Genomic DNA, 23,300 nt, shown 5'->3' with positions numbered 1-23,300 from the left:
CTCATCCCGCCTTCGCGGGCTGCTGGCAGGCGGGGCACCAGAAGAGGTTGCGGGCGGCGAGGTCGGCGGTGCGGATGTCCGTGCCGCAGATGTGGCAGGGCAGGGTGGTACGGCGGTAGACGTAGACCTCGCCGCCGTGGTCGTCGACGCGGGGCGGACGGCCCATGGCCTCGGGGGTGTGCTCGGGGCGGACGGTGTCGATGCGGTTGTTGCGGACGCCCTCGCGCATGAGGGCGACGAGGTCGGCCCAGATGGCGTCCCATTCCGCCGGGGTGAGGTCCCTGCCGGGGCGGTAGGGGTCGACGCGGTGCCGGAAGAGGACCTCGGCGCGGTAGACGTTGCCGACGCCGGCGACGACCTTCTGGTCCATCAGCAGGGCGGCGATGGTCGTACGGCTGCGGCGTATGCGGGCGTAGGCCTGGTCCGGGTCGGCGTCGGGGCGCAGGGGATCGGGGCCGAGGCGGTCGTGCACGGCCTGCTTCTCGGCGTCGGTGATCAGGGCGCAGGTGGTGGGGCCGCGCAGGTCGACGTACGAGGTGGCGTTGGCGAGGCGCAGGCGGACGGTGTCCGTGGGCGGGGGTGCGGGGGCGTCGCCGAAGGCGACCTTGCCGAAGAGGCCGAGGTGGATGTGGATCCAGTCGCTGTCGCGGAAGCGCAGGAAGAGGTGCTTGCCGTGGGCTTCCGTGCGGGTGAGCTCCGCTCCGGTGAGGAGGGTGGCGGAGGTGGAGAACTTGCCCTGGGGGCTGGTGACGTGGGCCTGCCGGCCTTTGAAGCGGGCGGCGTAGTCCAGTGCGAGGCGGTGGATGGTGTGCCCCTCCGGCACGGGGTGTCCCTTCTTGGTTCTTCGCCCACCCGCCCGACTCGGTGGGTGGAGGGGCACCGGCCCTGAGGCTCCGCCCCGGACCTCGCCGGGGCTTCCCCCCGCGCACCCCTGGCAGCGTTACGAGGCGGCACGGCTCCCCTGAGGGCGCCGTGCCGTGGAGTGGTGCGTCGGTTACTGCTGGGGGTGGTGGGGCGGAATCGGGGGAAGGTCGCCCGTCGATTCGTAGGCCGTGAGCATGTCGATGCGGCGGATGTGACGCTCGTCGCCGGAGAACGGGGTGCCGAGGAAGGTCTCGACGAACTTCGTCGCCTCCTCCGTGGTGTGCATGCGCGCGCCCACCGCGACGACGTTCGCGTTGTTGTGCTGGCGGCCGAGGGAGGCCGTCTCGTCGCTCCAGGCGAGGGCCGCGCGCACGCCCTTGACCTTGTTCGCCGCGATCTGCTCGCCGTTGCCGGAGCCGCCGATCACGATGCCGAGGGAGTCGGGGTCCGCGGCCGTGCGCTCCGCGGCGCGCAGGCAGAAGGGCGGGTAGTCGTCCTGGGCGTCGTAGATGTGCGGTCCGCAGTCGACGGGATCGTGGCCCGCCGCCTTGAGCCACTCGACGAGGTGGTTCTTGAGTTCGAAGCCCGCATGGTCGGAGCCGAGATACACGCGCATGGTCCGAGTGTGACATGGCGGAATGCGGGCGGCAGCGCCGGGTCACGTGCACTATCACATCCGCAAGAAGAATGTGGCTAAACTTGCAAAGCTCAAAGAAACCTCAAGTAACAATTACATTTCGAAGGTTCACGGATTCCAATGCCTCCGTTTCACTGGAGCATCCCGTACACCGCTCGTACGGGGCAGTGCTCCACCCGAGCAAAGGAATTCCCCCCATGACTTCGCAGCCGACCCTTTCGGAGACCGGAAGCGGCCATACGAACCCCGAGGGCCCCGGTTCGGGGCTCCAGGCCGGGCTCAAGAACCGCCATCTGTCGATGATCGCCATCGGCGGTGTCATCGGCGCCGGTCTCTTCGTCGGTTCCAGCTCGGCCATCGCCACCGCCGGACCGGGCATCCTCCTCTCCTACGCACTCGTCGGCACGCTCGTCGTCCTCGTGATGCGCATGCTCGGCGAGATGTCCGCCGCCAACCCCACCTCCGGTTCCTTCTCCGCGCACGCCGACCGGGCGCTCGGCGGCTGGGCCGGGTTCTCCATCGGCTGGCTGTACTGGTTCTTCTGGGTCGTCGTGCTGGCCGTGGAGGCGACGGCGGGCGCCAAGATCCTCTCCGGCTGGGTGCCGGCCGTGCCCCAGTGGGGCTGGGCCCTCATCGTGATGGTGGTGCTGACCGCCACCAACCTCGTCTCCGTCGGCTCCTACGGCGAGTTCGAGTTCTGGTTCGCCGGGATCAAGGTCGTGGCGATCGCCGCGTTCATCGTCGTCGGCGGGCTGGCCGTCTTCGGCGTACTGCCCGGCGTGCACAGCGACAAGGCGGGGCTCGGCAACCTCACCGACCACGGCGGGTTCCTGCCGAACGGGCCCGGCGCCATCCTGACCGGTGTACTGCTCGTCGTCTTCTCCTTCATGGGCAGCGAGATCGCCACCCTCGCGGCGGGCGAGTCGGAGGACCCGCAGCGCGCCGTCACCAAGTCGACCAACAGCATCATCTGGCGTATCGGCGTCTTCTACCTCGGTTCCGTCTTCGTCGTGGTCGCCCTGCTCCCCTGGAACGACAAGGCGATCACCGAGAAGGGCTCCTACGTGGCCGCCCTCGACTCCCTCGGCATCCCGCACGCCGGTCAGATCATGAACTTCATCGTGCTGACGTCGGTGCTTTCCTGTCTCAACTCCGGCCTCTACACCGCCTCCCGGATGGCCTTCTCGCTCGGCGAGCGCGGGGACGCGCCGAAGGCGTTCGCACGAACCACCCGCCGCGGTGTGCCGATGGCCGCGATCGTCTCGTCGGTCGTGTTCGGCTTCGTGGCCGTGTTCTTCAACTACAGGTTCCCGGACTCCGTGTTCCTCTTCCTCGTCAACTCCTCCGGCGCGGTCGCCCTGTTCGTCTGGCTGGTGATCTGCTTCTCGCAGCTGCGGATGCGGAAGATCATCCAGCGGGAGGCGCCGGAGAAGCTGGTCGTGAAGATGTGGCTGTACCCGTATCTGACGTGGGCGGCGGCCGGGCTGATCGTCTTCGTCTTCGGCTACATGCTGACCGACACCGAGCACGACGGCCGCGAGACCGTGCTGCTGTCGCTGCTGGTCGCGGCGATCGTGCTGGTGATCTCCTTCGTCAAGCAGAGGCTCGGGAGCGGCCGTACGGCGGTCGCGGCCCCGGCCGCCGAGGAGACGGACAAGGTCGCGGCCGGCTGACGACGGTCGCGGCAGGGCCCGGCAGGCGCAGGCAGGTCTGACGGTCCGGAACGCGAAAGAGGCCCGCCGGGGAACGTCGCAGAGCGACGCGGCGGGCCTCTTTCGTAAGATTCGCGGGATTTCCGCGGGATATTCGCGGGATTCCGGCGGGCTTTCGCAGGAGCCGGCGGGAACGGGACCTACGGCATCGCGAAGCGGAAGGTCACTTCCCGGCCAGCTTCCAGGCGGTGGGCAGCAGGCCCATCGCCAGGGCGGCCTTGAGGACGTCGCCGATCAGGAACGGCGTGAGGCCCGCGGCGAGCGCGGCGGACGTGGACATGCCGGTGGCCAGGGCCAGGTAGGGCACGCCGACCGCGTAGATGATCGCCTGGCCCAGCACCATCGTGCCGGCGGTGCGCCAGACGTTGCGGTCACCGCCGCGGCGGGCCAGGGCGCCCACGACGGTGGCGGCGAGCAGCATGCCGAGGACGTAGCCGAAGGAGACGGAGCCCGCGCCCGAGGCACCGCCCGCGAACCACGGCACGCCCGCCGCGCCCGCGAGCACGTACAGCGCGAGGGCGAGGAACCCGCGGCCGGCGCCCAGCGAGGTGCCCACGAGCAGCGCCGCGAAGGTCTGACCGGTCACCGGCACCGGGGAGTGCGGGACGGGCACCGAGATCTGGGCGGCGAGTCCGGTGAGCGCGGCGCCGCCCACCACGAGGGCCACGTCCCGGACTCGGGACGCGGGCAGCAGGTCGGCGAGGACGACCCCGGTACGGGCGGGGGTGGCGGCAGCGGTACTCATGGGGACTCCGCGGAGTGAGGGCAGTTCGGGACAGCGTGACGCTATCCCAGCGGCGGCGCGGCGATCACCGTCAGCGGTCGACAAGGGGGGAACGGACGCTTGGTCGGTTTCGCACAAAGGAAACGCCGTACACCCTGCGGGACGTGACGCCTGTCACTGAGGTGGCGCGGTTTCCGCCACTCGGGCCGAGGGCACGGCGACTGTAGGGTCCCGCCAAACGGCGCTCGGTGGCTGGATCAAGGGCGGCGCCGCGCGCCGCACACCGGTGGCGACACCTCGCGCGGGTAATCACCGTCTCACTCTGCGCACAGAGCACGTCCGGATGGTGAGCGGGCGCTCCGTCGCGGCGGAGCGGCCGCCCAGACTGTGGGGGTTTTCGCAACTGCCCCCCACCGGACGAGCCTCCCCCATGCCAAGCGACACCACCTCCCCCGAGCTCTCGGCTTCGCCGGAGCAGGGGGGATCCCCGTCGGCGCCCTCTCGGGCGGACGACGTCTCCCTGTCCCACGGCCTGAAGCAGCGCCACCTGTCGATGATCGCCCTCGGCGGTGTGATCGGCGCCGGCCTCTTCGTCGGCTCCGGCGCGGGCATCGCCGCCGCCGGCCCCTCGATCGTCGTCGCCTACGCCCTGTCCGGCGCGCTCGTGATGCTGGTCATGCGGATGCTGGGCGAGATGTCGGCCGCGTACCCGTCGTCGGGCTCGTTCTCCGCGCACGCCGAGCGGGCGTTCGGTCCATGGGCCGGTTTCACCGCGGGCTGGTCGTTCTGGGTGCTGCTGTGCACCGCGGTCGGCCTGGAGGGCATGGGCGCCGCGAAGATCGTCACCGGGTGGCTGCCGGGCACGCCGGAGTGGGTGTGGGTGGCCCTGTTCATGGTGGTGTTCTGCGGCACGAACCTGGCCGCGGTGAAGAACTTCGGCGAGTTCGAGTTCTGGTTCGCCGCGCTGAAGGTCGGCGCGATCGCCCTGTTCCTGGTCCTCGGTGTGCTGGCCGTCGCGGGCGTGCTGCCCGGCACGGACTCCCCGGGTGCCTCGAACCTCACCGACTTCCTGCCGCACGGCGGCCACGGCCTGGTCATCGGCCTGCTCGCCTCGGTCTTCGCCTACGGCGGCCTGGAGACGGTCACCATCGCGGCGGCCGAGTCGGAGAACCCGATCCGCGGCGTGGCGAGCGCCGTGCGTACGGCGATGTGGCGCATCGCGCTGTTCTACGTCGGCTCCATGGCGGTGATCGTCACGCTCGTCCCCTGGGACTCCGAGGAGGTCGTCGCGAAGGGCCCGTACGTCGCCGCGCTGGACCACCTCGGCATCCCGGGGGCCGGTCAGCTGATGAACGTGGTGGTGCTGGTCGCGCTGCTGAGCGCGATGAACGCCAACATCTACGGCTCCTCGCGCATCGCGTACTCGCTGGTCGAGCGCGGTCAGGGCCCGAAGGCGCTGGCGAAGGTCTCCGGCGGGGTGCCGCGGATCGCCGTGCTGGCCAGCTCCGTCTTCGGTTTCGTCTGCGTGCTGCTGAGCCACTGGCGGCCCAACGACGTCTTCCCCTGGCTGCTGAACATGATCGGCGCGGTGATCCTCGTCGTCTGGATCTTCATCGCCGTCTCGCAACTGCGGCTGCGCCGCAGGCTGGAGCAGGAGGCGCCGGAGAAGCTGGTGGTCCGGATGTGGGCGTTCCCGTGGCTGACCTGGGTGGCCCTGGCCGGCATGGCGGCGGTCTTCGCCCTGATGGCCGGCGAGTCCGGCACGCGGGTGCAGCTGTACTCGACGGGCGCCATGACGCTGTTCCTGGCGGCGGCCGGGTACATCCGGCAGCGCAGGCGCGCCCGGAGCTGACGCGTCCCGGAACGCCGTCCGGGACCGTCCGGCCTCGTGACCGCCTGCTCACCCTTCGCCCTTCACCCGGCAGGCGTAAAGAAGGAAGCCCCCGCGAGAACGTGTCTCGCGGGGGTTCCGCGTTCGGATGCCGCCGCGGCGGGACCGGTTCCGGGCTCGCGGCGCGGCACTCGCGCCCTTACGATCCCAATTCCGGCGAATCGTACAGCGATCCGACGACCGGACCGGAGGCGCGCATGCCCGACTACATCCACTGCCCCAACTGTCCCGAGAAGAAGCCGCACCCCTTCGGCAAGGTCGGCCCGGACGAGGCGAAGCACATCAACGAGGCACGCGGAGTGCGGGACGGCCACGGCTGGTGGCGGTGCGAGAGCCAGGGCCCCAAGGGGCGCTGCCTGTGGGTCCAGCCCCGCTGGGCCCAGGCGAAGGGCTTCAGCCTCCCCGAGAGCTTCCGCTGACCGGCCGGGTCACAGGTTGCTGAAGTCCGGTCCCACCGTGCGGGTGCGCTTGATCTCGTAGAAGCCGGGGACGGAGGCGACCGCGAGGGTGCCGTCCCAGAGCCGGGCGGCCTGCTCGCCCTTGGGGGTGGGGGTGACGACCGGGCCGAAGAAGGCGATCTGCTCGCCGTCCGGGCCGGGGACCGCGATGACCGGGGTGCCGACGTCCTGGCCGACCTTCTCGATGCCTTCCTTGTGCGAGGCGCGCAGTTCCGCGTCGAACTCGAAGTCCTCCTGGTCGGCGTAGTCGATCAGGTCGGCGGGCAGGCCCACCTCGTCGAGCGCGGCGACGACGGCCTCGCGGGTGGGGCCCTCGCCCCGGTTGTGGAAGCGGGTGCCGAGCGCGGTGTAGAGCGGGCCGAGGACGTCCTGGCCGTGCTTCTGCCAGGCCGCGGTGACCACCCGTACCGGCCCCCACGCCTTGGTGGTCAGCAGCTCCCGGTATTCCTCGGGCAGTTCGTCCAGCCTCGGCTCGTTGAGCACCGCGAGGCTCATGATGTGCCAGCGGACCTCGATGTCCCGCACCTTCTCCACTTCCAGCACCCACCGGGACGTCATCCAGGCCCAGGGGCACAGCGGGTCGAACCAGAAGTCGACGGGAGTCTTGCCGGACGACGGGGTCGCGGCGGGGGCGGTCTCGGACATGGCTCTCCTCGGTAAAGGGTCGTTGAACTGCCAACATCGACGGTCGTGCACGGCATTCCCGGCTGCCGCGCGGCAAACCCGCATGGCAGGATCGGTGCTGTCCACATCGTGAAACGATCCGAGGGAGTGCCGCCTGTGCCCGGTGAGAATCTGTCCCGCGACGAGGCCCGGGAGCGGGCCGCCCTGCTGTCCGTCGACGGGTACGAGGTGTCCCTGGACGTGCGGTCCGCGGTGGGCGAGGACACTGGGAACGGTCCGCGGACGTTCCGGTCCGTGACGACGATCCGGTTCCGCTGCAACGAGCCGGGCGCGTCGAGCTTCGCGGACCTGCTCGCGCCGAGCGTCACCGCCGTCTCGCTCAACGGCAGGGACCTCGACCCCAGCGAGGTCTTCGACGGCTCCCGGATCCTCCTGGAGGACCTGTCCGCCGACAACGAGCTCGTCGTGGACGCGCAGTGCGCCTACTCGCGCACCGGCGAGGGCCTGCACCGCTTCGTCGACCCGGAGGACGGCGAGGTCTACCTCTACACGCAGTACGAGCCCGCCGACTCCCGCCGGGTCTTCGCCAACTTCGAGCAGCCCGATCTGAAGGCGCCGTTCCGCTTCGAGGTGCGGGCGCCCGAGGACTGGCCGGTGTGGAGCAACGGCGCCGGTGAGCGGCAGGACGGAGTGTGGCGGTTCGCCGAGACCAAGCCGATCTCGACGTACATCACCTGCGTGGTCGCGGGCCCGTACCACCGGGTGACGGACTCCTACGAGCGGGTGTTCGAGGACGGTACGCGGCTGGAGATCCCGCTGGGCGCGCTGTGTCGCAAGGGGCTCGCCAAGCACTTCGACGCCGAGGACGTCTTCCTGGTCACCAAGCAGGGCCTGGACTTCTTCCACGACCACTTCGACTACCCGTACCCGTTCGGCAAGTACGACCAGGCGTTCGTGCCCGAGTACAACCTCGGCGCGATGGAGAACCCGGGCCTGGTCACCTTCCGGGAGGAGTACATCTTCCGCGGGAAGGTCACGCAGGCCTCCTACGAGGCCCGGGCCAATGTGATCCTGCACGAGATGGCGCACATGTGGTTCGGCGACCTCGTCACCATGGAGTGGTGGGACGACCTGTGGCTGAAGGAGTCCTTCGCCGACTTCATGGGCTCGTTCTCGCTGGTCGGCGCGACCCGCTTCACGGACGGCTGGATCACCTTCGCCAACCGCCGCAAGGCCTGGGCGTACCGCGCGGACCAGCTGCCCTCCACGCACCCGGTCACCGCGGACATCCGCGACCTCCAGGACGCCAAGCTGAACTTCGACGGCATCACCTACGCCAAGGGCGCCTCGGTGCTCAAGCAGCTGGTGGCCTACGTCGGCCAGGACGCGTTCCTGGAGGGTGCGCGGCGCTACTTCAAGCGGCACGCCTACGGCAACACCCGGCTGGGCGACCTGCTCGCGGTGCTGGAGGAGACCAGCGGCCGTGACATGGGCGCGTGGGCGCGGTCGTGGCTCCAGACGGCCGGGGTCAACTCGCTGACCCCGCAGGTGGTGCTGGGCGCCGACGGCCGGATCGAGGAGCTGGCCGTGGTGCAGGAAGCCTCTGTCATTGCCCCGGCGGGCCACCCGGAGCTGCGCCCGCACCGGGTGGCGGTGGGCCTGTACCAGCGGTCCCAGGTGGGGGCGCTGGAGCGATACGCGCGCGCCGAGACCGACGTGGCCGGCGCCCGTACGGTGGTGTCCGAGCTGGCGGGTGCGGACGCGCCCGATCTGGTGCTGGTCAACGACGACGACCTGACCTACTGCAAGATCCGCTTCGACGAGACCTCGCTGGCGACCCTGCGGGAGCACCTGGGCGGCCTGACCGACCCGCTGGCCCGCGCGCTGTGCTGGTCGGCGCTGTGGAACCTGACCCGGGACGCGCTGCTGCCGGCGCGGGACTTCGTGGGCCTGGTGCTGCGCTTCGCCGGCCGTGAGACCGACATCGGCGTGCTCCAGATGCTGCACGCCTGGGCGGAGTCCGCGCTGGTGCACTACGTGGCGCCGCAGTGGCGGGAGACCGGAGGGCGGTCGCTGGCCGAGGGCGCGCTGGCCGAGCTGCGGCAGGCCGAGCCGGGCAGTGAGCACCAGCTCGCGTGGGCGCGCTTCTTCGCCACGGCGGCCTCGGCGCCGGACGACCTGGAGCTGCTGAAGGGCCTGCTGGACGGCACGCAGGAGATCGCCGGCCTGGAGGTCGACCAGGAGCTGCGCTGGGCGTTCCTGGAGCCGCTGGCGGCGCACGGGGTGGCGGACGAGAAGGTGCTCACCGCCGAACTCGCCCGGGACGACACCGCCTCCGGCAAGCGGCACCAGGTGCGCTGCCTGGCCGCGCGGCCCTCGGCCGCCGTCAAGGCGCGGGCCTGGGAGCAGGTGGTCGACTCGGACGCGTTGTCGAACGCGCTGGTGGAGGCGACCATCGCGGGCTTCGGGAAGGCCTCCCAGCGGGAGCTGCTCGCGCCGTACGCGCCGAGGTACTTCGAGGCGATCGAGCGGGTGTGGACGGAGCGGTCCATCCAGATCGGCATGGACGTCGTACGGGGGCTGTTCCCGGCGTTGCAGGACTCGCCGGAGACCCTGGAGGCGGCCGACGCGTGGCTCGCCGCGCACGAGGGCGCCGCTCCCGCCCTGCGCCGCCTGGTGCTGGAGGCCCGGGACGACCTGGCCCGGGCGCTGCGTGGACAGGCGTGCGACGCGGCGGCCGGAACGTCCGCCGGCTGACCCGTAGTCCTGGCCAAGGGTCGGGCACGCCGTAGCTGTTACAGGATGCGTGCCCGGCTCGCCGTAACCCCTGGTCCACCCACGACGGGACCAGGGGTTTCCGGCATCCGAACAACCGTCCTTCAGGGCGGGCTTGTCCATGTTTGTCAACGGGCGTGTAACACCGGTTGAGGGCCGGTCACGGCGCGGGAAGCGTGCCGTACATGAACCACGAAACCCCGCTCTCCCCCCGCCCCCTGCACCATCTAGCCGAGGCGCCCCGCCGGGTCCTGACCACCGCTCAGCTGCGCGAGCACGGAGTACCGGCGGCCGAGACGGCCGTGCGGTGCCGTGCCAAAGGACCCTGGCAACAACTCCTGCCGGGCGTGTTCCTGTTGCATCCGGGCCCACCGACCAGCGAGGAGCGGCTGCACGCGGTGCTCCTGTACGCGGCGCGCGGACCGCTCCCGCGCACGGCCGCCGGGGTGCCGGCGCAGCCGACCGCCGGGGATCCGCACCGTCCGGTGTACGCGGAGGTGATGGTCACCGGTCTGGCGGCGCTCACCCTGCACGGCTTCGCCACGTCGCCCTGCCTGCCGGCCCTGGAGCAGATCGACGTCCTGGTGGAGCGCGGCCGGCGGCTGCGTTCGGCCGGCTGCGCTCGGATCGTCCGGGCGGCCGGCCTGCCCGCCGCCGAGGCGGTCACGGGTCTGCCGGTGGCCCCGGTGCCGCGCGCCCTGGCGGACGCGGTCGCCGGTCTGTCCGACGCGGGCACGGTACAGCGGCTGCTGACGGAGGCGGTGCGCGGCGGGTACTGCGAACCGTCCGCCGTGGTCCGCGAGCTGACCGGGGCCGGGCTGCTGGACCGGCCGCACGTGGTGGACGCGGTGGGCCTGCTGCTGGCCGAGGGGCGGGCGCTCGCGGAGGACCGGCTGTACCGGATGGTGCGTGAGCACGGGCTGCCGGACCCGGTCTGGAACGTGGACCTGCGGTTGCCGGGCGGCCTCCGTCTCGGCGGCGTGGACGCGTACTGGCCGGTTCAGGCGGTCGCGCTGGAGCTGGACACCCGCGCACCCCGCCGGGGCGGCCGGCCGGCCGACGAGACCCTGTGCTCCGAGTACGCCCGCAAGCGCGAGCACCTGGAGCGGCTGGGCATCACGGTCGTCCACCTCACCCCCCGGAAGCTGCGGGAGTCCCTGTACCAGCAGGCGACCGTCGTCCGCACCGCCCTGATGGCGGCCATCGGACGCGAACCGGCCGCGCACGTGGTGGTGCTCCCCCGGTAGTGCCCGAGCGCCCGCCGGGGGCACGTCAGGAGGGGGAGAGGAGGGGCCGCCGGACCACGTCCCGGCGGCCCCTCCTCGCACACCACAGGACGTGCGGGCGGGTGCCGCGGACGGCCGGGGCGGCAGGCGGGTGCCGTCAGGCGGGGTTCCCCGCAGGTGGGCGGTCGTGCCACAGGCGCAGGCCCACGTCGACCAGGCCGACGCGGCGCAGTGCGGGTACCGCGTCCAGGGGGTGCCAGGCGGCCCGGTCCGTGGAGCCGCCCGTCTCGTGGCGCAGTTCGCCGCCGGTGACACGGCCCTCGTAGAGGATGCGCAGGCCGTGGAAGTCGGCCTGGGCGCCCAGGGGGCGCGGGTAGTTGCGGCGGACGGAGTCCAGGCCCAGGAGGGCGACCGGTTCGACGGTGTAGCCGGTCTCCTCCTCGGCCTCGCGCACCACCGTGTCGTAGGGGTCCTCGCCGTGTTCCATGCCACCGCCGGGCAGGGTCCACCGCCGGGTGCCGTCGCCCGCCACCCAGCGGGCCAGCAGCAGCCGCCCGTCCCGCACACACACGGCGTAGGCCGCCACCCTCAACTCCTTTTTCATGGGTGGACGTTACGGCAGGAACGGGGCTGTCCGGCGTGAATCGGCGAGGACGGGGCCCAGCACACGGCCGAGTGAACGCCCGTTCCGGCAGCAGTGGTTGTCCTCCTGTGGCACTGAGGGAAGCGCCACGGTTTGGACCGCTATGCCCTTCGTGACGCATGGCGGAAGTACGCCATGCTCCCATCTCGCCAGGACCAAGTCTCGTCAAACATCTTTCCTTTGGGTAAAGCTGAGCGATCATCCGACTCCGAAATCCGGACGATCGCGATCGACCCCGATCGCACCTCGCTTGGTTCCTTTACCTGCAAGGGATGCCGATGACCCCCGACCCCCAGCGCGCACCGCTCACGGGCGCGAGACGCCTGGCCCGCATCGCCATGGCCGCCGGCGTGGTGGCCGCGCTCTCCGTGGCCGGCCCGATACCCCTGGCCGTCGCCCAGGACGGCCCCGCGTCCACCGACCCGACCGTCAAGCCGGCGGGCGACAAACTCGGTTCGGCCGACGCCGAACTGCTCGCCGAGGCCAAGGCCGAGGGCGCCAAGAACGTCACCATGATGATCGCGACCGCGCCCGGGCAGACCGCGCAGGTCGCCAAGCAGCTGGACGCGATCGACGGCGGCGCCGTGGGCCGCACCTACGACAAGCTCGGCTACGTCCGCGCCACCGTGCCGACGGACAAGGCGGACTCGGCGATCGCCGCCGCCGCGAAGCTGTCCTCCGTGCAGGCCATCGACCTCAAGCAGGACATCCCGCTCGACGACCCGAGGCCCGAGGCCGACGCCCCCCAGGGCAAGGACAAGGGCAAGGGGAAGGACAAGGGCACCTACGCGGCGCCGGACAAGAACACCCCCGCCGAGAACCCGTACAACCCGTCCTTCGAGACGGGCGCCGTCGACTTCGTGAAGAAGAACCCGAAGGCGGACGGCCGGGGCGTCACCATCGGCGTCCTCGACTCCGGCGTGGACCTCGGCCACCCGGCGCTCCAGAAGACCACCACCGGTGAGCGCAAGATCGTCGACTGGGTCACCGCGACCGACCCGATCGTCGACAGCGACGGCACCTGGCGCCCGATGACCGCCAGCGTCACGGGCCCCCAGTTCACCTCGGGCGGCAAGACCTGGAAGACCCCGGCGGGCTCCTTCCTGTTCAACACCTTCAGCGAGTCCGCGACCAAGGGCGGCGACGCCGACGGCGACCTGGACCGCGACGGCAGGACCACCAGCGTGTGGGGCGTCCTGTACGACCCGGCGAACGGCACCGTCCGTGTCGACCTGAACAACAACAACGACTTCACGGACGACGTCCCGATGAAGCCGTACAAGGACGGCTACCAGGTCGGCTACTTCGGCCAGGACAAGAAGGACCCGGCGACCGGCGCCGACCTGCGCGTGCCGTTCGTCGTGGAGATCCGCAAGGACGTGGCGATGGACCCCTACGGCGGGTCCTGGATCGGCAAGAAGGCCGACTTCGTCAACATCGGCGTGATCGAGTCCGAGCACGGCACGCACGTCGCCGGCATCACCGCCGCCAACAGCCTGTTCGGCGGCAAGATGAACGGCGCCGCCCCGGGCGCGAAGATCGTCTCCTCCCGCGCCTGCACCTGGAGCGGCAGCTGCACCAACGTCGCGCTCACCGAGGGCATGATCGACCTCGTCGTCAACCGCGGCGTGGACATCGTCAACATGTCCATCGGCGGCCTGCCGGCGCTCAACGACGGCAACAACGCCCGCGCGGAGCTGTACACCCGGCTCATCGACACCTACGGCGTGCAGCTCGTCATCTCGGCGGGCAACAGCGGCCCGGGCCTGAACACCATCGGCGACCCCAGCCTCGCCGACAAGGTCATCTCGGTCGGCGCGACCATCTCCAAGGAGACCTGGGCGGCCAACTACGGCTCCGTGGTGAACAAGTCGTACGCCATGATGCCGTTCTCCTCGCGCGGTCCGCGTGAGGACGGCGGCTTCACGCCGATCATCTCGGCGCCCGGCGCGGCCATCAACACCACCCAGACCTGGCTGCCCGGCGGCCCGGTCGCCGAGGCCGGCTACTCGCTGCCGGCCGGATACTCGATGCTCCAGGGCACCTCGATGGCCTCCCCGCAGGCGGCCGGCGCGTCCGCGCTGCTGCTGTCGGCGGCCAAGCAGCAGCGCATCGACCTCACCCCGGCGAAGCTCCGCACCGCGCTGATCTCGACCGCGCAGCACATCAAGGGCGAGCAGCCGCACAGCGAGGGCGCGGGCCTGATGGACATCGTCAAGGCCTGGAAGTCGATCGAGAAGGGCGCCTCGGCGCACGAGTACACGGTCAAGGCCCCGGTCAACACCTCGCTGTCCTGGGCGCTGAAGACCCCCGACTTCGGCACCGGCCTGTACGACCGCGAGGGCGGTCTGAAGAAGGGCCAGAAGAAGACCTACGAGGTCCAGGTCACCCGTACGACGGGCCAGGCCGGTTCGGTCAAGCACCACCTGAGCCTGAAGAACGACGACGGCACCTTCAAGATCGTCGGTTCGCCCGAGGTCTCGCTGCCGCTGAACAAGCCGGTGACGGTCAAGATCGAGGCGCGTCCCGCCTCCGCCGGTGTGCACAGCGCGATCCTCGAGGTCGACGACCGCCGCACCGAGGGCGTGGACAAGCAGATCATGCTGACCGTCGTGGTCTCCACGGAGATCGCCAAGCCGTCCTACACCTACTCGGTGTCGGGCGTCGCGCAGCGCAACAGCACCACGTCGTACTTCGTGACCGTCCCGGAGGGCGCGAAGACCCTCGAGGTCTCGATGAGCGGTCTCAAGGACGGCAGCCAGACCCGCTTCATCGCGATCCACCCGTACGGCACCCCGGTGGACAACACGTCGACGCCGTACTGCTACCCGAACTACAACAACCCGGCCAACACCTGCCGTCCGGACGTGCGTTCGTACGCCAAGCCGATGCCGGGAGTGTGGGAGATCGAGGTCGAGTCGCGTCGTACCTCGCCGCTGCTGGACAACCCGTACACGCTGAACGCGGCGGTGTACGGGCTGGACTTCAGCCCCGCGGTGCAGACGGTCGACGAGGCGAAGGCCGGTACTCCGGCCCCTGTGTCCTGGACGCTGACGAACAAGCTCGCCGGGCTGGACGCCAAGCTGAAGGGCGGCTCGCTGGGCTCGTCGAAGTCGGACCGCCCCACCATCGCCGACGGTGACTCCAAGACCATGACGGTGGTCGTCCCCGCCGGTGCCGAGCGCCTGGACGTCGCCATCGGCAACGTCTCGGACGCCGGCGCCGACCTGGACCTGTACGTCTACAACGCCGCCGGCACGCGCGTCGCCTACTCGGCCGCGGGCGGCTCGGAGGAGGCTGTCTCCATCGCCAAGCCCGCCGCGGGCACGTACACCGTCCTGATCGACGCCTACTCGGTGCCGGCCGGCACCACGGCCTACGACTACCGGGACGTGTACTACTCGGCGGCGCTCGGCTCGGTCAAGGTCGACGAGGCGAAGGTGTACTCGCTCGCCCCGAACGGCACGGCGCAGATCTCCGCCGACGTCATCGCGAACGAGCCGGCCCCGGCGGGCCGCGAGTTCTTCGGCGAGGTGCAGGTGCTGAACACCCGCGGCACCGCCGCGGGCCTCGGCAGCGTGAAGATCGGCAAGGTCGTCCAGTAACGGCGGTCTCCACCTCCGGTACGTGACGGCGGGGCGGGCTCCACTCGGAGCCCGCCCCTTGCGTTTCCGGCGGAGCCCGCCAACCTGCCGTCCCGCGCCGTCCCACTCCGTGGGCAATGGATTGGACAGACGGACCCGGGACAGACGCATGATGGAACCGTCCTGCGCGTACCGCGTACGCAGAGTCAGTGAAGTGAGCAGAAGGAGTCACCGTGAGGATCGGAATCGTCGGAGCCACCGGTCAGGTCGGCACGGTCATGCGCGGGATCCTCACGGAGCGCGATTTCCCGGTCACCGAGCTGCGCCTGTTCGCCTCGGCCCGCTCGGCGGGGACGGTCCTCGACGGGGTCACGGTGGAGGACGCGGCCACCGCGGACTACACCGGCCTGGACATCGTGCTGTTCTCGGCGGGCGGCGCGACCTCGAAGGCGCTGGCCGAGAAGGTCGCCGCGCAGGGCGCCGTGGTGATCGACAACTCCTCGGCGTGGCGCAAGGACCCGGACGTCCCGCTGGTGGTGTCCGAGGTGAACCCGCACGCGATCGCCAACCGTCCCAAGGGCATCATCGCCAACCCGAACTGCACCACGATGGCCGCGATGCCGGTCCTCAAGCCGCTGCACGCGGAGGCGGGCCTTCAGGCGCTGGTCGTCGCCACCTACCAGGCGGTGTCCGGCTCCGGCGTCGCGGGCGTCGCCGAGCTGCACGGCCAGACCCAGAAGGTCGTCGCGGACGCCGACAGGCTGACCCACGACGGCGCGGCCGTGGACTTCCCCGAGCCGTCCGTCTACAAGCGCCCGATCGCCTTCAACGTGCTCCCCTTCGCGGGCAACCTCGTCGAGGACGGCCTGAACGAGACCGACGAGGAGCAGAAGCTCCGCAACGAGTCCCGCAAGATCCTGGAGATCCCGGAGCTGAAGGTGTCCGGCACCTGCGTGCGCGTGCCCGTCTTCTCCGGCCACTCCCTCCAGGTCAACGCCCGTTTCGCGCGCCCGCTCAGTGTGGAGCGCGCGACCGAGCTGCTGGGCGGGGCCCCCGGTGTCGCCCTCTCCGACATCCCGACACCGCTCCAGGCGGCCGGCCAGGACCCGTCGTACGTCGGCCGCATCCGCCGCGACGAGACGGTGGACAACGGCCTGGCCCTGTTCATCTCCAACGACAACCTCCGCAAGGGCGCGGCCCTGAACGCGGTGCAGATCGCGGAGCTGGTGGCGGCTGAGCTCAAGGGCTAGTCGGTGCCCACCTGGTTCCTGCGCACCTCGTAGAGGAAGCAGCCGTACTCGACGGCCCGGACGTGGACGAGCGCCACGGCCGGGTCGTCGAACGCCTCCGCGAAGGCCGCGTCGAACCGGGGGGAGCCCTCCCCGACCAGCCGCCCGCCCAGGATGTGCCCGTCGGCGCCGTAGCGCCGGACCACACGGTGGGCGTTGGTGAACGGGTGGTCTTCACCGGCCGGCCCCGCGCACTCCCGCGCGTGGATGAAGACCGGCCCCTGCTCGTCGTACGCGCCCAGAGCGGCGCCCGTCTCCGCCGCCCAGCGCCGCAGCGGGGCGTAGGAGACCAGCGCTGTCCGCTCCCCCGGCTCGCTCCTGCGCAGACAGCAGCGCAGGGGCGCGCCGCCCTCCTCGTCGGTGAACGGGGCCGCCGGACGTCCGGCGTCGTCCCGTTCCCGCAGTCGCGCCAGCACGGCCGGGGCGATGGCACGCGCGCTGTGTCCCGTCGTTTCACTCACTGTCGTCATGCCCTCAGCCTCACGCCCCGCCGCCCCGGTCACCGGCGGGATCCGGTCGTCGCGTTCCGCGCGGGTCACGTGGAAGGATGGCGCAATCCACACATCACGAGGAGATGACCGCGTGCCTGGCACAAACCTGACTCGCGAAGAGGCGCAGCAGCGGGCGAAGCTGCTCACCGTTGACTCGTACGAGATCGATCTCGACCTCTCCGGCGCGCAGGAGGGCGGCACCTACCGGTCCGTGACCACGGTGCGCTTCGACGTCGCCGAGGACGGCGTCGCCTCCTTCGTCGACCTGGTGGCCCCGGCCGTCCACGAGGTGACCCTCAACGGCGACTCCCTCGACCCCGCCGAGGTCTTCGAGGACTCCCGGATCGCCCTGCCGGGACTGCTCCGGGGCCGCAACGTGCTGCGCGTCGTCGCCGACTGCGCGTACACCAACACCGGTGAGGGCCTGCACCGCTTCGTCGACCCGGTCGACGACCAGGCCTACCTCTACACCCAGTTCGAGGTCCCGGATGCCCGCCGGGTCTTCGCCAACTTCGAGCAGCCGGACCTGAAGGCCACCTTCCAGTTCACGGTCAAGGCGCCCGAGGGCTGGACGGTCGTGTCCAACTCGCCGACCCCCGAGCCCGAGAACGACGTCTGGGTGTTCGAGCCGACGCCGCGCATCTCGACGTACATCACGGCGCTGATCGTCGGCCCGTACCACAGCGTGCACAGCGTGTACGAGAAGGACGGGCAGTCCGTCCCGCTCGGCATCTACTGCCGGCCCTCGCTCGCCGAGTTCCTCGACGCGGACGCGATCTTCGAGGTGACCCGGCAGGGCTTCGACTGGTTCCAGGAGAAGTTCGACTACGCCTACCCGTTCGAGAAGTACGACCAGCTCTTCGTGCCGGAGTTCAACGCGGGCGCGATGGAGAACGCGGGCGCGGTCACCATCCGCGACCAGTACGTCTTCCGGTCCAAGGTGACCGACGCGGCGTACGAGGCGCGGGCCACCACGATCCTGCACGAGCTGGCCCACATGTGGTTCGGCGACCTGGTCACCATGGAGTGGTGGAACGACCTGTGGCTGAACGAGTCGTTCGCCACCTACGCCGAGGCCGCCTGCATGGCGTACGCCCCCGGCTCGAAGTGGCCGCACTCGTGGACCACGTTCGCCAACCAGATGAAGACCTGGGCGTACCGGCAGGACCAGCTGCCGTCCACCCACCCGATCATGGCGGAGATCCGCGACCTGGACGACGTGCTCGTCAACTTCGACGGCATCACCTACGCCAAGGGCGCGAGCGTCCTCAAGCAGCTGGTGGCCTACGTCGGCATGGACGAGTTCTTCCGCGGCGTGCAGGCGTACTTCAAGCGGCACGCCTACGGCAACACGCGCCTGTCCGACCTGCTGGGCGCGCTGGAGGAGACCTCCGGGCGCGATCTGAAGACCTGGTCGAAGAAGTGGCTGGAGACGGCCGGCATCAACATCCTGCGCCCGGAGATCGAGACCGACGCCCAGGGCGTCATCACCTCCTTCGCCATCCGCCAGGAGGCCCCCGCCCTGCCCGCCGGCGCGAAGGGCGAGTCGACCCTGCGCCCGCACCGGATCGCGGTCGGCCTGTACGACCTCGACGAGGCGAGCGGCAAGCTGGTGCGCGCCGCGGACGGCCGGATCGAGCTGGACGTGGACGGCGAGCTGACCGCCGTGCCGCAGCTGGCCGGCCGGCCCCGCCCGGCGGTGATCCTGCTCAACGACGACGACCTGTCGTACGCCAAGGTGCGCCTGGACGAGGGGTCGCTGGCCGTCGTCACCGAGCACCTGGGCGACTTCGAGTCCTCGCTGCCGCGCGCCCTGTGCTGGGCGTCGGCCTGGGACATGACCCGGGACGGGGAGCTGGCGACCCGCGACTACCTGTCGCTGGTGCTGTCCGGGATCGGCAAGGAGTCCGACATCGGTGTCGTGCAGTCGCTGCACCGCCAGGTGAAGCTGGCCGTCGACCTGTACGCCGACCCGGCCGCCCGCGAGGCCCTGCTCACCCGCTGGACGGACGCCACGCTGGCCCATCTGCGCGCGGCGGACGCGGGCAGCGACCACCAGCTGGCGTGGGCGCGCGCCTTCGCGGCGACCGCCCGTACGCCGGAGCAGCTGGACCTGCTCGAGTCCCTGCTGGACGGCTCGCAGACCATCGAGGGCCTGGTCGTCGACACGGAGCTGCGCTGGGCGTTCGTGGAGCGGCTCGCGGCCGTCGGCCGGTTCGACGAGGCGGAGATCGCGGGCGAGTACGAGCGCGACAAGACCGCGGCCGGTGAGCGGCACGCGGCCACCGCCCGCGCCGCCCGCCCGACCGAGGAGGCCAAGGCGGAGGCCTGGGCGTCCGTCATCGAGTCCGACAAGCTGCCGAACGCCGTCCAGGAGGCGGTCATCGCGGGCTTCGTCCAGACCGACCAGCGCGAGCTGCTGGCGACCTACGCCGACCGGTACTTCGAGGTGGTCAAGGACATCTGGGGCGCCCGCTCCCACGAGATGGCCCAGCAGATCGCGGTCGGCCTCTACCCGTCGATCCAGGTGTCCGAGGACATCCTGCGCAAGACCGACGAGTGGCTGGCCTCGGCCGAGCCGAACGCGGCACTGCGCCGGCTGGTCTCCGAGTCGCGGGCGGGCGTCGAGCGCGCCCTGAAGGCCCAGGCGGCGGACGCGGCGGCCCAGCCGTAACACCGCCGGTACGGCGATGCCGTACCGCCGTCCGTGCGGCGACAGGGGGCGCCCGGTGTTCGACCGGGCGCCCCTTTCCCTTCCGGTCTCCGTCTTCTCCCGTCACTCGGGGCGGGCGAGCCCGGCGGCCGCGGACCGCAGTGCCTCCAGCACCCTCGCGGGCGCGGGCGCGTCCCGCGCCCCCTTGCGCACGGCCGCCACCACATGCCGGTACGGCCGGTCGGCGGCCAGGGCGCGCATCACGACGCCCTCCCTGCTCACCGCCGCCATGCGCGGGACGAGTGCCACGCCCATGCCCGCCTCCACCATCGCCAGGATCGCCGTCCAGCCGGCCGCCGAGTGGCCCTGGTACGGGCTGAACCCGGCCGCCTCGCAGGCCGTGCGCGTGATGTCCGACCAGGGGCCGCTGCCGCCGAAGATCCACGCCTCCTCCGCCAGCTCGGCGAGCCGTACCCGGGCCGCCGAGGCCAGCCGGTGCCCCGGCGGCAGAGCGAGGTCGAGCGGGTCGGCGAGCAGCGGCACCAGCGTGAACCGCGGGTCCACCGCGCTGGGCGCCTGCGCGGCAAGGGACAGCGCGAGGTCGACCTCTCCGGCCGCCAGCAGCTCGTAGGCCTCGCCCGCCTCCGCCTCCCGGACCCGGACGGTCACCGCCGGATGCGTGCCGCGCAGCGCCCGTACCGCCGGCACCACGAGCGCGGGCACCGCGGTGGAGAAGGCACCCACCCGCACCTCACCCGCCTCGCCCTTGGCATACGCGGCCAGCTCGGCGTCCGCGCGCTCCAGTTGTTCGAACACGGCCTCGGCGTGCCGCAGCACGAGCCGCGCCGCGTCCGTGAGCCGCACCCGCCGCCCCTGCGCCCGCAGCAGTTCCACCCCGAGCTGCCTGGACAGGTTGGTCAGCTGCTGCGAGACGGCGGACGGCGTCATGCGCAGCGCCTCGGCCGTCGCGGTCACGGTCCCCTGCTCCCGCAGGGTCCGCAGGATCAGCAGCTTCCGGATCTCCCACTCGGCCATGGCGGCAACCTATACGGGCTGTACGGGGCCGCCTTGCGGAGTTCCCGCGCGAGTGGCCTCAGCGGCGCGAAGCCGTGCCGAGGACCACCCCGCCCAGGATCAGCGCCATGCACAGCGCCTGCCGGGGGCCGATCGCCTCGCCGAGCAGGGCCCACGACAGCAGGGCCACGCAGACCGGTTGCAGGTAGTAGACGAGTCCGGCGCGGGTCGGGCCGACGAGGGCGATCGCCTTGCCCCAGGCGAAGAACGCCACGGCGGAGGACATGACGCCGACGTAGAGCAGGGGCAGCACCGTGCCGGGGGCCGGTTCGAAGCCGCCCTGGACGGCGAGGCTGACGGCCTGCGCGGGCAGGAGCAGCACGGTGCCGAACAGGAACGTGGTGAACAGGAAGGCGACGCCGTCGAACTCGGCGGGGCGGCGGCGCAGCAGGGCGCTGTAGGAACCGAAGCAGCAGGCCGCGACGATCATCCACAGGTCCCCGGCCGTGAACGACGCCGCCCCTCCCCCGCCCACGAGCAGCAGCACGCCCGCGCAGGCGGTCAGCAGCCCCACGACCCGGCGCGCTCCGAGCCGTACACCGCTCGCCCGTTCGAAGACCGCCATCAGTACCGGCGAGGCCGCCATGATCATGCCCATGTTGGCCGCCGGGGTGGTCAGGCCCGCCTGGTTGACCAGGGTGTTGTAGACGGCGACGCCGAGGAGGGAGGTCAGCAGCACATAGCCGAAGTGGCGCCGGACCAGTTCCCGCTGCCGCCAGGCCGCGCGGGCGCCGAACGGGGCGACGGCGGCCAGTGCCACCACCCAGCGCCAGAACGCGTGCTGCACCGGCGGCACGCTGTCGTGCAGGGCGCGCGAGGTGACGAAGCTGCCGGCCCAGACGACGGTGGCGAGGGCGGCGAGCGCGGTTCCGAGGGCGGGGGCGCCCGCCCTCGGGCCGCTCGTGGCGGTGGGGCGGGCGGTGGGGCGGCTGCCCGTGGCTGGGGGCGGTGTGGTGGTCCGGGGGCGGACGTCGGCCACGTAGGTCCTCTCGCTGATGGGTGAGCGGGGTCCGCTCTACCGTCGCAGCACCGAACCGGTCAGGTCCATCGAATCTTTTCGAGCATTCCTTTCAGTGGAGCTGAATGGTTTCGGCGGTGCGGCCGCCGGGCGGGCGGTGCCGAGCTGTCCCGCCAGCGTCGCCCCGAACGCCAGCGCCATGCCGACGAGCTGGACCGGGGTGAGCGCCTGCCCGAGGGCGGCCCAGCCGACCACGGCGGCGGTGAGCGGTGACAGCGGGCCGAGGAAGGTGACCCGGGTGGCGGAGAGCCTGCCGATGCCGCGGAACCAGAGCCAGTAGGCGAGTGCCGTGTTGGCCAGGGCGAGATAGGCGTAGCCGCCGAGGGCCCGGGCGTCCAGGGCGGGCGGCGGTCCCTCGGCCAGCAGGGCGAGGGGCGCGATCAGCAGTCCGCCCGCGGTGAGCTGCCAGCCGGTGAGCGCGAGCGGACCCACACCGGCCGGGCGGCCCCACCTCTTGGCCAGCACGGTGCCGGTGGACATCGAGGCGGTGGAGGCGAGGGCGGCGGCGACACCCACGCCGTCCAGCGCCCCGGCCGCCCTCAGCACGACGAGGCTGACCCCGAACGCGGCCGCGGCCCCGGTGAGCAGTGCCCGCCCCGTCGGCCGCTGCCCCAGCAGCGGTGCCGAGAGTCCCACGACGAACAGCGGTCCGACCGAGCCGACGACCGCCGCCATCCCGCCCGGCAGGCGGTACGCGGACAGGAACAGCAGCGGGAAGAACGCGCCGATGTTCAGCGCGCCGAGGACCGCCGCCTTCCACCACCAGGCGCCCTTCGGCAGCACCCGGGCCAGCGCGAGGAGCAGCAGCCCGGCGGGCAGCGCCCGGGCCAGCGCCGTGAAGAGGGGCCGGCCGGGCGGCAGGAACTCGGTGGTGACGGCATAGGTGGTGCCCCAGGAGACGGGGGCGAGGGCGGTGAAGGCGGCAAGGGACCAGGTGGCGGCGGGACGCCGGGAGACAGCCATGCAATTAGCTTAGCTGTAAGCTACTTACCGTCAAGCTACTTTCTTGCGGTCGACCGTAAGGCGACGGATACTCGGTCCATGAGTGAACGCCCCCAGCAGCGCAGGGACGCCGTCGACGCGATCATCGGCCAGTGGGCGGCCGTGCGGCCCGATCTCGACACCGCGGGGATGGAGGTCTTCGGGCGGATCTTCCGGCTCTCGCGGGCGATGGGAGACCGGATGGAGAAGGCGTACGCGCCGTTCGGGATCTCGCGGGGCGAGTTCGACGTGCTGGCCACGCTGCGCCGGGCCGGCGAGCCCTACACCCTCTCGCCCCGGCAGCTCTCGGCGACGCTCATGCTCACCACGGGCGGGATGACCGGGCGGCTGGACAAGCTCGAGGCCGCGGGGCTGCTGCGCCGCTCGCCGGATCCGCACGACCGCCGCGGTCTCAAGGTCACGCTGACCGACAAGGGGCTGCGGCTCATCGACGAGGCGGTCGGGGCGGGACTGGCCGCGCAGACGGAGGCGCTGTCCGCCCTGGACGCCGAACGGGCGGGCGAGCTGGCCGCTCTGCTCAGGGAGCTGCTGGCCGGGACGTCGGAGTCACCGGGGGCGCCGGCGTAGGGGTCGGCCGGTGATCAAGCGGTCGCCCGGCCCGCCGGTCCCGCAACGCACCCGGGGCGCCCACCTCG

General features: G+C 71.5%; 18 protein-coding genes. 9 read left to right on the top strand and 9 right to left on the bottom strand.

The genetic code is table 11. From position 1 onward, the window contains the following. Window position 1: 1 nt before the first annotated feature. Window positions 2-823 carry an Fpg/Nei family DNA glycosylase gene (locus tag ACWC91_RS04430; protein WP_376501428.1) on the bottom strand — a complete coding sequence of 274 codons (822 nt, stop codon included), beginning with the start codon at window positions 821-823 and terminating at the stop codon, window positions 2-4. A 171-nt stretch (window positions 824-994) separates the two neighbouring features. After that, a complete protein-coding gene (locus ACWC91_RS04425; protein ID WP_225075155.1) occupies window positions 995-1,480 on the bottom strand; it encodes a ribose-5-phosphate isomerase in 486 nt (161 codons plus the stop codon). 218 nt (window positions 1,481-1,698) lie between these two features. Here ACWC91_RS04425 and ACWC91_RS04420 point away from each other — a divergent pair, with 218 nt between their 5' ends. Next, complete coding sequence (locus ACWC91_RS04420) at window positions 1,699-3,174, top strand: amino acid permease (RefSeq protein WP_281155004.1); 1,476 nt, start codon at window positions 1,699-1,701, stop codon at window positions 3,172-3,174. 202 nt (window positions 3,175-3,376) lie between these two features. On the opposite strand, the gene ACWC91_RS04415 is transcribed toward ACWC91_RS04420, so the two are convergent. Beyond that, on the bottom strand, window positions 3,377-3,958 hold the full coding sequence (locus ACWC91_RS04415; protein ID WP_225075157.1) for a biotin transporter BioY: 582 nt from the start codon (window positions 3,956-3,958) through the stop codon (window positions 3,377-3,379). Window positions 3,959-4,367: 409 nt separating this feature from the next. Between ACWC91_RS04415 and ACWC91_RS04410 the strand changes: the two genes are divergently transcribed. Both ACWC91_RS04410 and ACWC91_RS04405 read left to right on the top strand, forming a co-directional pair. Beyond that, window positions 4,368-5,789 (top strand): amino acid permease, encoded by a 1,422-nt coding sequence (locus ACWC91_RS04410; protein ID WP_225075158.1) that lies wholly within the window; start codon window positions 4,368-4,370, stop codon window positions 5,787-5,789. 236 nt (window positions 5,790-6,025) lie between these two features. Further along, a complete protein-coding gene (locus ACWC91_RS04405; RefSeq protein ID WP_225075159.1) occupies window positions 6,026-6,247 on the top strand; it encodes a hypothetical protein in 222 nt (73 codons plus the stop codon). A gap of 9 nt (window positions 6,248-6,256) precedes the next feature. Here ACWC91_RS04405 and ACWC91_RS04400 read toward each other — a convergent pair whose 3' ends face one another. Then, a complete protein-coding gene (locus ACWC91_RS04400; RefSeq protein ID WP_225075160.1) occupies window positions 6,257-6,931 on the bottom strand; it encodes a mycothiol-dependent nitroreductase Rv2466c family protein in 675 nt (224 codons plus the stop codon). A 135-nt stretch (window positions 6,932-7,066) separates the two neighbouring features. Between ACWC91_RS04400 and pepN (ACWC91_RS04395) the strand changes: the two genes are divergently transcribed. Together pepN (ACWC91_RS04395) and ACWC91_RS04390 are read left to right on the top strand one after the other, a co-directional pair. Further along, window positions 7,067-9,667, top strand: a complete 2,601-nt coding sequence (pepN, locus tag ACWC91_RS04395) for an aminopeptidase N (RefSeq protein WP_450639795.1) — start codon at window positions 7,067-7,069, stop codon at window positions 9,665-9,667. Between the two features lie 203 nt (window positions 9,668-9,870). Continuing rightward, complete coding sequence (locus ACWC91_RS04390) at window positions 9,871-10,932, top strand: hypothetical protein (RefSeq protein ID WP_450639794.1); 1,062 nt, start codon at window positions 9,871-9,873, stop codon at window positions 10,930-10,932. Between the two features lie 136 nt (window positions 10,933-11,068). On the opposite strand, the gene ACWC91_RS04385 is transcribed toward ACWC91_RS04390, so the two are convergent. After that, window positions 11,069-11,515 (bottom strand): NUDIX hydrolase, encoded by a 447-nt coding sequence (locus ACWC91_RS04385; RefSeq protein WP_281155007.1) that lies wholly within the window; start codon window positions 11,513-11,515, stop codon window positions 11,069-11,071. A 317-nt stretch (window positions 11,516-11,832) separates the two neighbouring features. On the opposite strand from ACWC91_RS04385, the gene ACWC91_RS04380 reads away from it, so the two are divergent. Further along, the gene (locus ACWC91_RS04380) at window positions 11,833-15,159 is read left to right on the top strand and encodes a S8 family serine peptidase (RefSeq protein WP_450639792.1); all 3,327 of its coding nucleotides are present in this window, start codon (window positions 11,833-11,835) and stop codon (window positions 15,157-15,159) included. A gap of 212 nt (window positions 15,160-15,371) precedes the next feature. After that, on the top strand, window positions 15,372-16,388 hold the full coding sequence (locus ACWC91_RS04375; RefSeq protein ID WP_225075165.1) for an aspartate-semialdehyde dehydrogenase: 1,017 nt from the start codon (window positions 15,372-15,374) through the stop codon (window positions 16,386-16,388). Here the strand turns inward: ACWC91_RS04375 and ACWC91_RS04370 are convergent. Then, entirely contained in the window at window positions 16,385-16,897 is a 513-nt protein-coding gene (locus tag ACWC91_RS04370; protein WP_225075166.1) for a DUF1203 domain-containing protein, read from the bottom strand. The genes ACWC91_RS04375 and ACWC91_RS04370 overlap by 4 nt on opposite strands. A 112-nt stretch (window positions 16,898-17,009) precedes the next feature. Here ACWC91_RS04370 and pepN (ACWC91_RS04365) point away from each other — a divergent pair, with 112 nt between their 5' ends. Next, the gene (gene pepN, locus ACWC91_RS04365; protein WP_225075167.1) at window positions 17,010-19,592 is read left to right on the top strand and encodes an aminopeptidase N; all 2,583 of its coding nucleotides are present in this window, start codon (window positions 17,010-17,012) and stop codon (window positions 19,590-19,592) included. A 102-nt stretch (window positions 19,593-19,694) separates the two neighbouring features. On the opposite strand, the gene ACWC91_RS04360 is transcribed toward pepN (ACWC91_RS04365), so the two are convergent. Genes ACWC91_RS04360 through ACWC91_RS04350 form a run of 3 tightly spaced genes read right to left on the bottom strand, consistent with a single transcriptional unit; the run spans window position 19,695 to window position 22,626 of the window. Beyond that, on the bottom strand, window positions 19,695-20,606 hold the full coding sequence (locus ACWC91_RS04360) for a LysR substrate-binding domain-containing protein (RefSeq protein ID WP_450639790.1): 912 nt from the start codon (window positions 20,604-20,606) through the stop codon (window positions 19,695-19,697). Window positions 20,607-20,664: 58 nt separating this feature from the next. Continuing rightward, window positions 20,665-21,624: a DMT family transporter gene (locus ACWC91_RS04355; RefSeq protein ID WP_450639789.1), complete on the bottom strand. Its 960-nt coding sequence runs from the start codon at window positions 21,622-21,624 to the stop codon at window positions 20,665-20,667. Window positions 21,625-21,660: 36 nt separating this feature from the next. After that, window positions 21,661-22,626: an EamA family transporter gene (locus tag ACWC91_RS04350; RefSeq protein WP_450639788.1), complete on the bottom strand. Its 966-nt coding sequence runs from the start codon at window positions 22,624-22,626 to the stop codon at window positions 21,661-21,663. A 78-nt stretch (window positions 22,627-22,704) separates the two neighbouring features. Here ACWC91_RS04350 and ACWC91_RS04345 point away from each other — a divergent pair, with 78 nt between their 5' ends. After that, window positions 22,705-23,232, top strand: coding sequence for a MarR family winged helix-turn-helix transcriptional regulator (locus tag ACWC91_RS04345; protein WP_225075171.1), 528 nt, complete (start codon window positions 22,705-22,707; stop codon window positions 23,230-23,232). Window positions 23,233-23,300 lie beyond the last annotated feature (68 nt).

It is taken from the genome of Streptomyces sp. NPDC001204, assembly GCF_053598035.1.
The sequence above is the reverse complement of the archived record's forward strand: the minus strand, read 5'-3'. Positions and strand labels throughout refer to the sequence as shown.